The sequence below is a fragment of the Lactobacillus gigeriorum DSM 23908 = CRBIP 24.85 genome, from assembly GCF_000296855.1.
Taxonomy (GTDB): domain Bacteria; phylum Bacillota; class Bacilli; order Lactobacillales; family Lactobacillaceae; genus Lactobacillus; species Lactobacillus gigeriorum.
This window is the reverse complement of the sequence record NZ_CAKC01000010.1, coordinates 14,478-28,913: the sequence shown is the minus strand read 5'-3', so window position 1 is coordinate 28,913 and position 14,436 is coordinate 14,478. Positions and strand designations below refer to the sequence as shown.

General features: G+C 36.9%; 15 protein-coding genes. 2 read left to right on the top strand and 13 right to left on the bottom strand.

All coding sequences use genetic code 11. The annotated features are described in order from the left end of the window. Positions 1-145: 145 nt before the first annotated feature. The 9 genes from BN52_RS01175 to BN52_RS01135 form a co-directional block, all read right to left on the bottom strand. Positions 146-640 (bottom strand): DUF7679 family protein, encoded by a 495-nt coding sequence (locus tag BN52_RS01175; protein ID WP_008472240.1) that lies wholly within the window; start codon positions 638-640, stop codon positions 146-148. A 99-nt stretch (positions 641-739) separates the two neighbouring features. Further along, positions 740-1,501 carry an ABC transporter permease gene (locus tag BN52_RS01170; RefSeq protein WP_008472239.1) on the bottom strand — a complete coding sequence of 254 codons (762 nt, stop codon included), beginning with the start codon at positions 1,499-1,501 and terminating at the stop codon, positions 740-742. Continuing rightward, positions 1,498-2,136, bottom strand: a complete 639-nt coding sequence (locus BN52_RS01165) for an ABC transporter ATP-binding protein (protein ID WP_008472238.1) — start codon at positions 2,134-2,136, stop codon at positions 1,498-1,500. The genes BN52_RS01170 and BN52_RS01165 overlap by 4 nt, the downstream gene beginning before the upstream one ends. Before the next feature lie 85 nt (positions 2,137-2,221). Beyond that, positions 2,222-3,130: an ROK family protein gene (locus BN52_RS01160; RefSeq protein WP_008472237.1), complete on the bottom strand. Its 909-nt coding sequence runs from the start codon at positions 3,128-3,130 to the stop codon at positions 2,222-2,224. A 133-nt stretch (positions 3,131-3,263) separates the two neighbouring features. Continuing rightward, a complete protein-coding gene (locus tag BN52_RS01155) occupies positions 3,264-3,563 on the bottom strand; it encodes a hypothetical protein (protein WP_008472235.1) in 300 nt (99 codons plus the stop codon). Between the two features lie 15 nt (positions 3,564-3,578). Beyond that, positions 3,579-3,767: a hypothetical protein gene (locus BN52_RS01150; RefSeq protein ID WP_008472234.1), complete on the bottom strand. Its 189-nt coding sequence runs from the start codon at positions 3,765-3,767 to the stop codon at positions 3,579-3,581. A gap of 104 nt (positions 3,768-3,871) precedes the next feature. Continuing rightward, complete coding sequence (locus BN52_RS01145) at positions 3,872-4,363, bottom strand: hypothetical protein (protein ID WP_008472233.1); 492 nt, start codon at positions 4,361-4,363, stop codon at positions 3,872-3,874. 101 nt (positions 4,364-4,464) lie between these two features. Then, positions 4,465-7,371, bottom strand: coding sequence for a DEAD/DEAH box helicase (locus tag BN52_RS01140; protein ID WP_008472232.1), 2,907 nt, complete (start codon positions 7,369-7,371; stop codon positions 4,465-4,467). A gap of 161 nt (positions 7,372-7,532) precedes the next feature. Further along, entirely contained in the window at positions 7,533-8,867 is a 1,335-nt protein-coding gene (locus tag BN52_RS01135) for a PTS sugar transporter subunit IIC (RefSeq protein ID WP_008472231.1), read from the bottom strand. A 187-nt stretch (positions 8,868-9,054) separates the two neighbouring features. Here BN52_RS01135 and BN52_RS01130 point away from each other — a divergent pair, with 187 nt between their 5' ends. Both BN52_RS01130 and BN52_RS01125 read left to right on the top strand, forming a co-directional pair. After that, positions 9,055-9,783 (top strand): MurR/RpiR family transcriptional regulator, encoded by a 729-nt coding sequence (locus tag BN52_RS01130; RefSeq protein WP_008472229.1) that lies wholly within the window; start codon positions 9,055-9,057, stop codon positions 9,781-9,783. A 131-nt stretch (positions 9,784-9,914) separates the two neighbouring features. Continuing rightward, positions 9,915-11,351, top strand: a complete 1,437-nt coding sequence (locus BN52_RS01125) for a 6-phospho-beta-glucosidase (RefSeq protein ID WP_008472228.1) — start codon at positions 9,915-9,917, stop codon at positions 11,349-11,351. 55 nt (positions 11,352-11,406) lie between these two features. On the opposite strand, the gene BN52_RS01120 is transcribed toward BN52_RS01125, so the two are convergent. The 4 genes from BN52_RS01120 to BN52_RS01105 all read right to left on the bottom strand — a co-directional run bounded on the left by BN52_RS01120 (position 11,407) and on the right by BN52_RS01105 (position 14,436). Further along, entirely contained in the window at positions 11,407-11,859 is a 453-nt protein-coding gene (locus BN52_RS01120; protein ID WP_008472227.1) for an ASCH domain-containing protein, read from the bottom strand. A 187-nt stretch (positions 11,860-12,046) separates the two neighbouring features. Then, positions 12,047-12,847, bottom strand: coding sequence for a DUF2785 domain-containing protein (locus BN52_RS01115; protein WP_008472226.1), 801 nt, complete (start codon positions 12,845-12,847; stop codon positions 12,047-12,049). 219 nt (positions 12,848-13,066) lie between these two features. After that, a complete protein-coding gene (locus tag BN52_RS01110; protein WP_008472225.1) occupies positions 13,067-13,315 on the bottom strand; it encodes a hypothetical protein in 249 nt (82 codons plus the stop codon). Positions 13,316-13,398: 83 nt separating this feature from the next. Further along, on the bottom strand, positions 13,399-14,436 hold the full coding sequence (locus BN52_RS01105) for a zinc-dependent alcohol dehydrogenase family protein (RefSeq protein WP_008472224.1): 1,038 nt from the start codon (positions 14,434-14,436) through the stop codon (positions 13,399-13,401).

Genomic DNA, 14,436 nt, shown 5'->3' with positions numbered 1-14,436 from the left:
TTTTGGAGTCAAGTCCCTAGGGGGATTTGACTCCTTTTTCATTTGTTCTTTACCTTACCGCAAATTATTTTACACTTAGCGTATGATGTCCTTTTTAACACAAATTCGGTAAAAAATAGACCCAGGTTCATTTAAAAACCTGAGTCTATTGCTTGCTTCTATTTTGTCTTTTTCGTGCTTTTTTGGCAATTAAACGCGTCTTCCAACGAAGTTGCTTAATTCTTCGCTTAGTTTTGCGAATCTGCACTTGTTTCAATTCATTGTGCCAGTATTTAAGTGCCATCCAAATTGCAAAATGATTATACCAACTATAATCATGACGCAAATAGTTATAGGCACTTCTAAAATTCATTAAGTGTTCTGGTGTCACAAATTGGTTTCGGGTCCAATTCGTCCCTCTTGTACGGTGATTAGATACACTGATGCGTTTAATCTTCCCCACGGTAAGTGGCGCTCTTCCATTGATATAGCGTCTGGTAGATACCGTCAAGTAATTGCCAATCATCGTATTTTTCCAATAAGGATTCACTTCGCGCTCTTGCAAAATTGCCTCGCGTAAAACCGTGCTGACGCAATACCATTGTTGCTCTCCATTGGTAAATTCGATCAAGCACCAAACATATTGTCTGCTTTTTCCCAAACTAAACTTTCCTACTATCTATTTCAATTTCATTCTTGATAATGTTTACATTATACCCTAACAAAAATAAATAGTTAAGCAGCCATAGGCAAATGCTAATTAGTAGTCCAATTGGATCCGTTCATTGAAGTAATTTTTATAAGCTAAGTAACAAGAGATTACTGAACTAATCCCTGTAGCCGACAATAACATGAAGGTTATTACGATTTGATATTTGATCGCATTAACAGGATTTACTCCTGCAAAAATCAACCCTGACATCATCCCTGGCAAACTTACTAGTCCAACAGTTTTGGCAGAATCAATCGTAGGCTGCATAGCAGTTTTGATGCTTCTTCGTAAAATCGGCAAGCAAGCTGTCTTAAGGTCGCTTCCCAAAGCAAGACGTTCAAGCAAAGGTTGCCGCAAATCATGGAAAGAGTTATTTAATGCTCGGTAGCATAAACCACAGGCTACCATGCCATTGCCGGCAATCATCCCCGTAATCGGAATAATTTGTGCTGGCACCCATTTAATTACTCCCGTGGCTAGCAATAAGCCTAAGGTGACATAGGTTCCAACTAACAGTGCTAACAATGAATTAGATAATTTTCGCTTAGGGTTGGGATCGCGTTTATTCGCATTCCAGGAAGCATTGAAAATAATTACCAACGTAGCTGCGAGCGTAAGCCATAAATTATCTAAATGTAAGATGAAGCGCAAAATATAGCCGACGATTATCAACTGTATGATTGCTCGTGCTACGCTAATCAAAGTATCTTTGGCCAAACCCAATTTTTCATGAGTACTGATCCCGATTGAAATCATGACCATCGCAAACGCTAGTACTAAAGATAAATTACTGATATTTAAATCTTTCATTTAACTCGCTTCCCCTCTTTGATCGTAATCAGATAATTCGCTAAATCTAATTCAGTCGCATCATGCGTTACTTCAAGAATAGTTGTCCCTTCTTGATGATAATTGCGAATCAGTTTATGTACGATCGCCTTACTGTTTTCATCCAAGCCTGTAGTTACTTCGTCAAGTAGCAGAACTTTCGGTGGAAACAGTAGATTGCGAATCAATGCAACCCGTTGCTTTTCACCACCAGATAGAGTTTCGATCTTTTTATTTAAATACGACTCGTCAAGATCAACCTGCCATAAAAGTTCCACTGCCTGTTGTTGGTTAAATGGTTCGTCGCGCAATTCAAACGGAAAGCGGAGATTGTCAGCAACGGTTGTCCCAAACAAACTCGGCTGTTGAAAACAATATGACACTTGGCGCCGATATGAGATTGGATCTAACTGCGCTACATCTTTGCCTTGAAAGTTAATTTGCCCTTGCGTTGGTGAAATCAAGCTGGAAACTAGCTTTAGAATCGTACTTTTTCCACTGCCGGAAGGACCTGTAAGCGTAATTCTTTGGCCCTCAGCTACATGAAGATCTATTTCTTTTAAAATTTGTTTATCTTCTACCTGATAAGACACTTTGTTCAGTTCTATTATGTCCATAGCTATACCCTCTAGTCACTTAAATGTCTGTCTCAATTATGAAACTTTTCTGCTAGGTCGCTGGTAAAAAATTGGTTAAATTTAATTATTCGCTATCGATTTGAAGCAGTAAAGCATACAAAGCGCCATAAAGATTGGCATCATTTTGAAAACGAGCAGCCACAATGTCCGGTGGAATAATTTGACCACCAAGCATTTCATTACTTCCAAGAAGCTTTTCAAATTGATAATTAATTTCTTCAATCAAAATTGGTTGAGCGCTGATCCCACCACCAATGACAATCTTCTCACCATTGATTACCGTTTGGACATTCAAAATCATTTGGGCAATGTTGGCGCAAAATTCTGAAAAAATATCATAGGCTTCTGGTTGCCACTTGTTGATTGCCGTAAAAGCAGCTAAACCATCATCAAGTTGATCGTTGCCAAGGCTTTCATTAACCCGTTTAATCATTTGCACTGCTGAACAAAGAATTGCTGTGTAGGAACTGACCTTTTCGACTCCTTCACTCGCTCTAAGTAACATCCAACTTAATTCGCCAGCTTGGAAATCACGACCGTGGAGCAATTTACCATTGGCAATTATCCCACCGCCAACGCCAGTTCCAAGCGTCATCATCGCACCGGTATCAACACCCTTCAGTTTCCCGAGCCATTGTTCAGCAAGGGCTGCTGCTTTCCCATCATTTTCAACACTAACTTGAACTTGATAGCGATCCCCAAGATTTTCTACCAAATTAAAACCATCAAGATAAGTCAAAGCACCACCATAGTAGATCGTCTTTTCCTTGGTATCGATCTTTCCTGGTGCACACATGGCAATCGCTTCAAACTCGTCAGTAAATTGATCAGCGATATCAAAGAGTGCCTGTTTAAAGGCTGGTAAATTATCTGGCGATGCCACCTTACCCTTAGTGATGATATACCCACCGTTATCCATCAAGGCGTACTTTAAATTTGTTCCGCCAACATCATAAACTAAATATTGTGTCATAATTCTCCCCTACCTTTTGTTAATAATTATAAATGTTTTCGCTTACATTTAAACAAAAAGGTATTAAAATGCACAAAAAACAGCTACTTGCTGTTGTAGCTGCTTTAGTGAACCGATATGACAGAATTATTTGTTACCAATTAGTGAAACTATCAGTAGTAAACGGAATAGTTCTAGATGTATTGTATCTCACATTTAAAACCTTATTATACTTTTTGCCATTAATTATCGCTTTACCTCTAGTGATGTACATCTTGACCGCACCAGGTTGATTGGTAGTAATCATAATTTTGTTCTTACCAAGTTTCGTAATGCTTGCTTGGTTAGGACCAACACTAGTAGCCTGATTCGTCAATTTATAAACCAGGGGTTTGACAATATCATAACTTGCTTCATAAGGTATTTTTTGATCTTCAATTCCTTTAAAAATCAATTTACCTTTGAAGGTCTACTTTGTCAGCTTAAAGCGAATAATCATTGCCTTCCCAACGGAAGCTGCCCAGTTGCCACGAAACTTTTTAGGTACCATAGTCTTTTGGGCAGCTTGCACTGGAGTTACCGATAGTTGACTAACATTTGCAGTAATTGGCGTAATGGCCAGCAATGCCACTACTCCTGCTAAGACCTTTCTTTTCATCGTACTTTCTCCGTGATTGAAAGTATCCAATAATTCCTACAAGTTAATTATATACGGTGTAATGTCTTTTTGTCGAGAAAAAGCACTTTCATTAATAAAATTTCTTAATTGATCAATTTAGCATTGATTTGTGACCGATCATTAAAAATCAATTCATCAAGAGGCATAAATCCTAAACTCTCAATTATTTCTTTCGAGTATGGATAATCATCCATTGTTTCCTCAACAACTATTGGTTTACCAGCTTGATCAAAGGAAAAAGCCAATTCAACCGCTCTAAGTATTTCGCTACCAGGTTCATATTCATCATATTCAAAATGAAGTAAGCCTTGGTTTTCTCGAACTAATGTAGCTACTTGGGATAAAGTTGACACTTCTTCTGGATCCAAAATACCTTCAATTGTATTACCCATAGTCCATCGACCGGTACCTTGAAATTCTATTTCATTCTTGTTAAAAGTGGTGATAAAAATTCCATATTCATCCAGTGATGAAGCTTTCAATTGTCGCCAAAAAGTATCAAACAATTTGGGATTTAGTTCATATATTTCGTAATCTACATATGCTCTTCCATTTGCATCTGCCAAGTTAGCCATTTTTACCTCCATAAAGAAAAAGCGTGATCTATAAGTCACACTTTCATAACAGCAACTATAAGGATTAATTAATTCATTGTCCTTATCATAAACTAACTCTATTAATATTTCACCTTTGTTAGCATATAGTAGGTATCTAAATCAACAGGCGTATCCAGCTTTAAATTCAATGATACTACAGATTCCAGCTTTACATCTTTGCCTTTAATAACTTTCATTGTTTGTGGTTTAAAACTTTTTGGCATTGCCTTGCAAGTCCCCAGATAGATAAAACTAGCTTGGTCATCATCTGATTTTTGAATAAACAAATGCAAATCATAGTTGGGATTGGCAAAAGCCTTAATATCCTTGCTTTCCAAATTTCGCTTAGTCTTTGAATACATGTTTAAAATTGATTGACCGATAAATCTATCTGGGTAACGCAAACTAGCACCATCATTTTTATCATAAGTTACGAAGATACAACAATTATGGTGCTCATCATCAAACCTGTAACCACCAATGTTTAATCCTGGGAGAATTTTTTCCCAGCATAAAATTCTACATGCATCAGTGCGACTATACCTCTTACCAATCGTAAAGAGCTGATCACTTTGATATTGCTCACTTCGTAATAAACCAGTCTCAATTGCATCCCTAAAAAAGCTCATATATTCGGGATTTTGTAAAGCTTCTAGCAAAACATTATTCAATTGATAACTTCCATTTTGATGCTTAATTAAACTATGTCCACCAAAGCTATCTTTGTTTGGTAGTGACTTTCGATCATAAAAAGCTAAGGTTAATAATTGATCTACAGAATACATTACTTCGCTATTAAAATAGCACCCATTATCCTGGGCTATTCTCTCAAATTCTTGTTCACTTATAGTTGGATTATCAAGCAACGAATTCAAAAGTAATAACTCATGTTTTCGTTTTCCATTTGCTAAAACTACAGTCAGGAATTGTAAAACCTTTAATTGATATTCAGAAAATTCCGGTGTCTCTTCCTTCATTTCTGATAAGAACTTGACATAATGCTTGCATTTATCAGCAATTACCTGACAATCAATCGAATCTCTCTGAAGTTCATACATTGTAGGAACATGACCAAGACGCATCTTTTCGAGTTGAAATTCTTTTCTTAACTCAAGCAAGTTCGACATGTTTTTATTATTTATCGAGCGATAGATCTGCTCTTTAGCAACCTCAGTAAAGTTAATGACCGAAACATCAACAATAGGATCCATGTCAACATTATCACGGATATTTTCTTTATTATGAGACTTATCCCCTGATAGCGCTATTGGAATTAAATAGTTATTAGCATAATTCCCGATAAAATCAATAACTGTTAAATAACTCTTTGATGATGCTTTTCGTAAACCGCGACCTAATTGCTGAATAAAAACAATACTTGATTGAGTTGTGCGTAAGAAAACTACTTGATTAATCGTAGGAATATCAATACCTTCGTTAAAAATGTCAACTGTTAATAGATATTTTAATTTTCCAGCTTCTAAAGCTTGAACAGCTTGATTTCTGGTTTCAGGAGAATCCGCACCAGAAAGTGCTTGACTTGGATAACCTTTTTCAGTAAGTAAAACTGCCAAAGCTTTAGCTTCTTCCACACTACTACAAAAAATCAAGCCATGAAGTACATCACCAGAATAACCATAGTATTCTGTTTGCTGAATGATGTAATCAACACGTTCATTACTTGCAAGTCGTTTAAGACTTGCTTTATCACCAATCAATTGATCTTGATAAAAATAATCCTCAACACCATAGTAATGAAATGGACAAAGTATTTTAGCTTTTAACGCATCTTCAAGTCGAATCTCATAAGCTACTTGATAATCAAACAACTTGAAAATATTATAATCATCCGTTCGTTCTGGTGTTGCTGTCATTCCTAAGCAGAATTTAGGCTTAAAATAGTTAAAGACTCTCTGATGTTGGCTAGCAGCTAAGTGATGAGCTTCATCATACAAAATATAATCAAACTCATCTGGTTTGAATTTCTTTAAATTTTCTTCTTTTGACAAAGTTTGGACAGTCGCAAAAACATATTTTGCTGTCAGGCCATCTTGGCGATTACCAGAATAAATCCCATAGTCACTTAAATTTCCACCAACTACTCGGTAAAACGAATGAAGTGATTTTTCTAGAATTTGTTCACGGTGAACTACAAATAAAAATCTTTTTGGCTGATAACGCCGAACGTCAAATGCTCCTAGATAAGTTTTTCCTGTTCCCGTAGCAGAGATAATTAAAGCTTTTGTTTTCCCATTTTTTCTAAAACTGGCCAATTCTTTCAGAGCAGCTTCTTGCATTTTATTTGGTTCAATATGTTGTTCAATTTGGCTATTCTCTTCAACAATCGGTTGTTCTTGCTGAAATTGATTATGCTCATACTTAATTTGATAAACATTTAGCCATTCTTGCGTTAATGGAATAGACTTAGCCCATTCGTTTTCGATACTCAAACTAATTTGTTCTGTTAATTCGGCATTTTCTAACGAATTAACATTTAGATTCCATTCGTAATTTTTCAATAATGCATTACTAGTAAGATTAGAACTACCAATTACTACCGAACGATATTGCCCATAATCAAATAAATATCCCTTAGCATGAAAAGGTAAAAGCTCACCTTCTTCATCCCGGTCATCAAAGATCCTAACTTCAACATTATCAATTTTCATTAATGCGCGAAAAACTTCAGGTTTATTGAAGTACAGATATGTTGAGGTTAAAATTCTGCCTTTTATTCCCGCTTTTTTTAAATCCGCTAAGATGGTCAAAAAGTTGGATAAGCCATCATGAGTAATAAAAGCAACGGCAAAAGTAAAGGCTTTGCATGTGGCAAGTTTCATTTTCAAAACTCTATAAACATTATTACGTGCGTTTTGATTGAAAATTAAATTTGCGGATAAATTACCATCAGGTAAATGTTGTTCTTGATCGATAAAATTATTTAAAACTGTTTCGGTTAAATTATTCTTGATGTTAGCTTCTTCCATGCATATTCACTCAAATCAAATCTTGTTTTATTTACATTCATACTGAAATATCAGGTAAATAAATATTATAAAAAATATTATAGCTTATAATATGCACTTTTTTGTTAACGAGTAAAAATTCTACAAAAAAACAGCTGCATTTCTGCAACTGCGTAAAGATATTATTTTTCGCCAGTAATTTCAGCTTGTTCTTTTTCAAACAGCATATTGTCATAGCTCTTTGCAAATGGGAAGTAAACTAAGAATGAAATTACTAAGACGATTGCTTGCCAAATTGCAACACGCCAACCACCGATCAAGAATCCGGAAATTACTGGAGGAGTAGTCCAAGGAACTTGTACCCCATTTAGGTATGGCAAGACACCGATCTTGATCAATAGGTATGTAGAACCAGCAGATAATGGTGGCATGATGAAAAATGGCAAGGCCAAAAGTGGGTTCATAACAATAGGTAACCCGAACAAAACAGGTTCATTAATGTTGAAGATACCAGGTACCAAGGCTAATTTACCAATACTCTTCAATTGTTGTGATCTAGCAAAGAATGCCATAAATACGACCAATCCGATGGTCATTCCTGAACCCGTAACTGTTGAGAATTGATCAAATAAACCTTGAATAACAATGTGGCCACCGTGTGCTGCATCAACGTAACCAAATTTCTTGAAAATAGCAGCGTTTTGCAAAGCATTAGCACCTAAAATTGGTCCAGCAATACCACCAACCAATGTTGCTCCGTGAACACCAAAGAACCAGAAGAATGGTACTAAAAGCGTCAAAAGCAAGATTCCGCCAAATGAGTCGGTAATACCTTGCAATGGAGTTTGGATCGTAGCATAGATCCATTGGGTCATGGTCGTATTAGCTAATTTTTCAAAGAAAATATATACTGCCAACCACAAAACTGTCAAAGCGGCTGAAGGAATCAAGGCAACAAATGAACTAGCAACTGCAGGTGGAACTTGATCTGGCAACTTAATGGTAATCTTTTTCTTGATAAACCAGGTATATAGCCATCCCGTAATCAAACCTACAATGATGGCTGCAATCATACCTTGACCACCAAGCCAAGTACGGTCAATGAAGCCGGATAATAAAGTTGGAGCCTTTTCCGCTGAAACTAGCGTTTTGGTACCATCCATAACGGCTGTAGTTGGATTCATGATAATTAAGAAGCCAACAAAAGCAGTCATTCCCGCAGGTAATGGATCGACGTGTTCATTTTTAGCCCAAGTATAGGCAATACCTACAACTGCAAAAATTGCAACAATACCAAAAGATGCGTTATAAGCTTGGTTCCAGTATGGTGTCAAGCCCATTTGGTTCATCCAGTTAGCTACCGCAGGCAATGGGAATGAAGCCATTAATAGGAATACTGAACCAACCATGATGAATGGTAAGGAAAGTACCATACCATCTTTTAATGCCACAATTGGTTTGGTATTAACAAACTTCATAATTGGTGGCAAAATTTTACGGTTTATAAAATCTCCCATAATTTTTCTCCTCTCGAAATTCACTTTCAATTTGAATTATATGAAAGCCCTTACCTAGTTACAAGAGAATGCCAGCTTTTAGGAATAAAAATCATAACCTGGTTATTATGCCAGCTTTGGAACAAGCTGTACCAAATTGTTTTATGGTAAAATAAAGTATAGATTTTTACTAAAGAGGTTTATTACAATGGCACTTTTTGATTATAAGGATCTTTCAACCCTGTCTGATATTGATCTCACAATTTACCGATACATTAATAGCAATAGTGAAAAAGTAATCTACATGCGAGTACGCGATATTGCGCAAAATGCCCATGTTTCGAATTCTTCAGTGATGCGTTTTGTCCATAAAATGGGCTTTTCTAGTTTTCCTGAAATGAAAGCTTATTTACAAAACATTACTAATCACGAGTCACTAATGCCACCGTTAAAGTTTATTGACGAAAGCAATTTTCCCAAGGATATTTCTAATCGCCTACAAATCGTTACCGACCTGCTATATCAAGCAGACAACATTATTCTTTTTGGGATTGGTTCATCTGGCTTTCTAGCAAAATATGGAGCACGTCAACTTGCTTCAATTGGATTTAATTCCAGTTCAGTCACTGATCCATTTTATCCACTTGAATCACGTTTACAAAATACCAGTAACACAGTTTTGCTTTGTATTTCTAATTCTGGTACTACCTCAGAAGTACTAGGATTCTTGAATGGGGTCGTTAATAATGACGATGTTAAAATCGTTGCCATAACTGGTAATGAAACTAGCCCTTTAGCGCTAATGAGTGATTATAGTTTGTGTTATGTCGAACCAGATTATCGGATACATTACTACTTTGATCTTTCGTCAAAAATGCCAGCACTTTATCTAATCGAAGCATTAATTCATATTTTATTTGCAAGAATTGACAAATGACGGTACAAGATGTTCCAGGAGTGGAATTTCTTTCTTTTTCAGGGAACTCCATCTATTTTTATGAAAACCCTTTTATAGATAAGCTTTTTCGCATAAAGTTATCTTGATGAAATTTTTACGGAGGAATAACTATGAAAAAGACATTCGTAGATAACTTTCTTTGGGGTGGAGCGGTCGCTGCTCATCAATTCGAAGGAGCCTATCAAGAAGGTGGCAAAGGACTTTCAATTGCGGACTTCATGACTTTAGGCAGTCATGAGACACCACGCGAATTAACTGATGCCATCGAAGCTGACAAATACTATCCTAACCACTTAGCCTCAGATTTTTACCATCACTATCAAGAAGATATCAAGTTGATGGCTGAAATGGGTTTTAAAGCTTTTAGAACCTCTATCGCTTGGACAAGAATTTTCCCTAATGGCGATGAAACTGAACCTAATGAAGCCGGATTAGCCTTTTACGACCGCGTTTTTGATGAATTATTGAAAAATGGTATTCAACCTGTCATCACCTTGTCGCACTTTGAGATGCCAATCAATCTCGTGAAAAAATACGGTGGCTGGTCCAACCGCAAGTTGATCGATTTGTTTACTCATTTTGCCTATGTTTGCTTCGATCGTTACCATGAAAAAGTTAAGTACTGGATGACTTTTAACGAAATCAATAATCAAACCAATTACTTGAGCGATCTTTCAGTTTACGAAAACTCAGGCATCAAATTCAGCCCTGAAATATCACCTGCTGAGAAAGAACAGCTAATGTATCAAGCTGCCCATTACGAACTCGTTGCCAGTGCTAAGGCTGTCCAAATTGCTCATACGATTGATCCGACCTTGCAAGTCGGCTGCATGTTAGCATTTTGTCCCATTTATCCTGCAAGTTCTAAGCCTGAAGATATTTTATTTGCACAAAGAGCGATGGATACTCGCCTCTATTTTGGCGATGTTCATGTAAATGGCTACTATCCTAACTGGCTCAAAGCTTACTTCGAAGAAAAAGGCATCAAGTTAGATATAACTCCTGAAGATTTGACTATCCTCCAAAAAGGGACAGTCGATTATATAGCCTTTTCATACTACATGTCATTCATGGCGGAATACACTGACCATGATGATTACCGTGAGTATCAAGATTTACGACCAAATCCACATGTCAAAGCAAATGATTGGGGTTGGCAAATTGATCCGATTGGCTTACGTTATTCCTTAACTTGGATGATGAATCGCTGGCATAAGCCTTTATTCATCGTGGAAAATGGCTTGGGAGCTTATGATGAATTAACAACTGATCATCAAGTTCATGACCAATATCGGATTGAATACCTCCGCAACCATATTGAACAAATGAAGAAAGCGGTAGTCGAAGATGGCGTTGATTTATTGGGTTACTTGCCTTGGGGATGCATCGATCTAGTTAGTGCAAGTACCGGTGAAATGAAGAAGCGCTACGGTTTTGTTTATGTCGATGCCGACGACTATGGTAAGGGTTCAATGAAACGTTACCCTAAGGATTCCTTCTATTGGTATCAAAAAGTAATTGCTAACAATGGTTCTGATTTAGCTTAATCACAAAAAAAGATAGCCTATCGATACGATCTGTATCAACGGCTATCTTTTTTATCTAGTCAATCTTTTTGAATACTTCACAAACCATTAATTCATTACCTATGAATCTTGTTTGATAATATTCTTTAAATTCTTGCTTGAAGTACTCATCGTGTGTCTTTCGCCAATAGTTATAGCTACGATCGCCTTCACCTTCAAGATAAGCATAGGCGCGTGAAATGTGATTATATGGCATTACTTCAACCACTTTGTCTTGAATTACACAGACAGGCTTCTTGGAGCTATCTAGCACAATGCTGTAATCCCCAACTTTTGGCATTGGGTCATTTTCATTATAGCCAAGAAATGAAGAAGTAATTGCTGTCTTAATACCACGCATTACAAGATCAACCATCTTGTCGGCAGTTTCGTCATCCATCCCAAATGACCAAGCTTGTACAGGAGTATCAAGAGGCAGATCATACTTTTCACAAAAGTCGCGCCAAAAAATTTCTGTTTGTTCGTTCATCTTTATCCCCAATCTCTATATATCAACCATTTTCAGGTCAGAACAGTATTAAATATAGTATAAAATCCCAGCAAATACAAATCTTTTTTGACAATTCTCATGTTATTTTGTATTTTACAATTAAAACTATTTTATTGTAAACACTAACTTTTTGCAATATATTTTTCTTAAATGTACACTGTTATTTTTAGTCACGGTAACCTAACTTTGTAAAATAGTCATTTGCTTTGTTTTGACAGAATTCCTTTACCCTTTGTTGATCACTTAAAAAATACAAACTGGATAAAAACTCCTGCCAAAAATCAAGATAATAGTATTGTCCATTGCTAGATTCAAGCTTTTTCCAGCAAGCTACATCAATAGTTTCAAAAGCAGTAAGTATTTCAGCCTGATCCGGGTAACGGGTCAAGAGTTTTTTCACCGCTCGTGCTAAGCGTTTAGCCTCACTTTCGTATAATGGACGATCGATTTTGATAACAAAGTTCTGTAGCTTAGTTAGGAGTTGCTGGTCATACTGACAGGATGGGTGGGCAAGACAACTAGCTAGCAAGTCGCTTCCGTGAGCTAATGCATGAATATAGCCTTTGTCTGGATCATAGCTCCGCCAATCATTTTCAAGGAAAACATAGGCTTGTCCTGCTTTTAATAATTCTTTTCGCAGGCTGTCTGTTAGAAAAGTAGTCTTGGCATCATTATCAATGGCAAGACTTAGAACCAATGCCGTGAAGCTTCTCATAAGCGTTAAATCACTTGTTTTACCTAATCCTTCATAAAGACAATTGTTAGCTAACAAGTATTCAACAATAGCTTGTTTTTGTTCTGAAGTAAAAACTTCTTCGTCAAAAGCTCGTGCAAAGAGTGTAAAAATGATCTCATCCCGCAAAATTGGATCAGGATTGCCAAGATTGGCCAACATATAGGACAATTGCTCATCTGTGATTTGGGAAATATCAGTTTGGTTCACTAATGTATACAGCTGTTCTTTCATTGCCTCACCTTCCATCGCTATCTTTTACTCTAATTGTACTGCAAACAATCACAAACCAGCTTAAATAAAAACTCGTAATTTGATTTGATCATTTTTTCAAGCACCAAAAAGACAGCCGATTTTCCCTATAGGATAATCATGCTGTCTTTTCTTGAAGTGAATATGTATTTTTAAATACACGTGGTGCTAGTTAAATCGTTCTAGTAATTCATTATTCAATTAAGGTACAAGCTCGCACTCATCATAATCAAATGGTCCTTCAACCTTTAAATCAATAATCTTATTCTCAGATGGTTTTCGACTGCATAATAACGCACGGTCTAGGATTTTGTGCTCAATTCCATCTTTAGTTAAAAGATGCTTATTGCCATTAAGTTCACTCGTGCCTTGTAAAGCAACAGCAACATATTTTTTATCATCCGATTTTCTAGACGGAAAAGGTGAAACGTTAAGTACTTTTAATTTCATGATCCAAAAGCCTCTTTTCATTTAAACCATTTTACCGTTTACAAATATACATCATAACTGCTCATGTTTATGATAGGCTTGTTTTATTCAATAACCAACAATGATTTAATTGCTTCACGATGATCCATGGCTGCATAAGCATCTTGTACTTCATCCAAAGTGAAGCGTTTAGTAAATACCTTGCCTGGATTAATTTTTCCAGTCAAAACCGCATCAAGCAAACCATGATCACGATCATGCGTAGTTACTGCGGCAATTCCTCCACGCAAGCCAACATTCTTCCAGAAGTATTCGTTTGAACTAGGCTCAGTTTCCGGAATACCTACTCGACTAACAATTGCACCTGGACGAGCAAGTTTAACCGCTTGTTGTAATGCACTCGTCGCACCAACGCATTCCAAGACAGCATCTGCACCAGCACCTTCAGTCATAGATAACAATTTTTCTACAACTGCATCCCCACGCTCACTGATAATATCGGTTGCACCAAATTCAGTCGTCAATTTTGCTCGATCTTCGTGGTGTGATAAGGAAATAATACGCTTGGCACCTAACAATTTAGCAGCAATGACTGCACAAAGACCAACTGCGCCATCACCAATCACTGCAACTGTATCTCCTGCTTTAATTTCAGCATTATAAGCCGCATGATAACCGGTTGACATCACATCCGATAAAGTTAACAAGGAATTTAATTGTTCTTCGCTATAGTCGCCAGGTTGACCTGGAATTTTTACCAAAGCCCAATCCGCATTAATAAAGCGGAGGTATTCACCTTGATAACCACCGTTTGCACCCTTTTCGCGATTCATACAATTTCCATCATAGCCAGCCTTGCAGGCAGGACATTTACCACAGCCATGAGTAAAAGGAGCAATTACAAAATCTCCAGGCTTAACGTTCGAAACTGCGCTACCTACTTCTTCAACAATACCAATAGCCTCATGCCCAGTAGTTGAGCCGGCAGGTCGCTTAGAAATTCCGCGATACCACCATAAGTCTGATCCACATACACAAGCGCGAACAACCCTAATAATTGCATCGGTTGGCTTTTCAATCACTGGCTTGGGAAATTCACGAACTTCCATTTTACCTGGTTCGACAAATACTGCTGCTTTCAT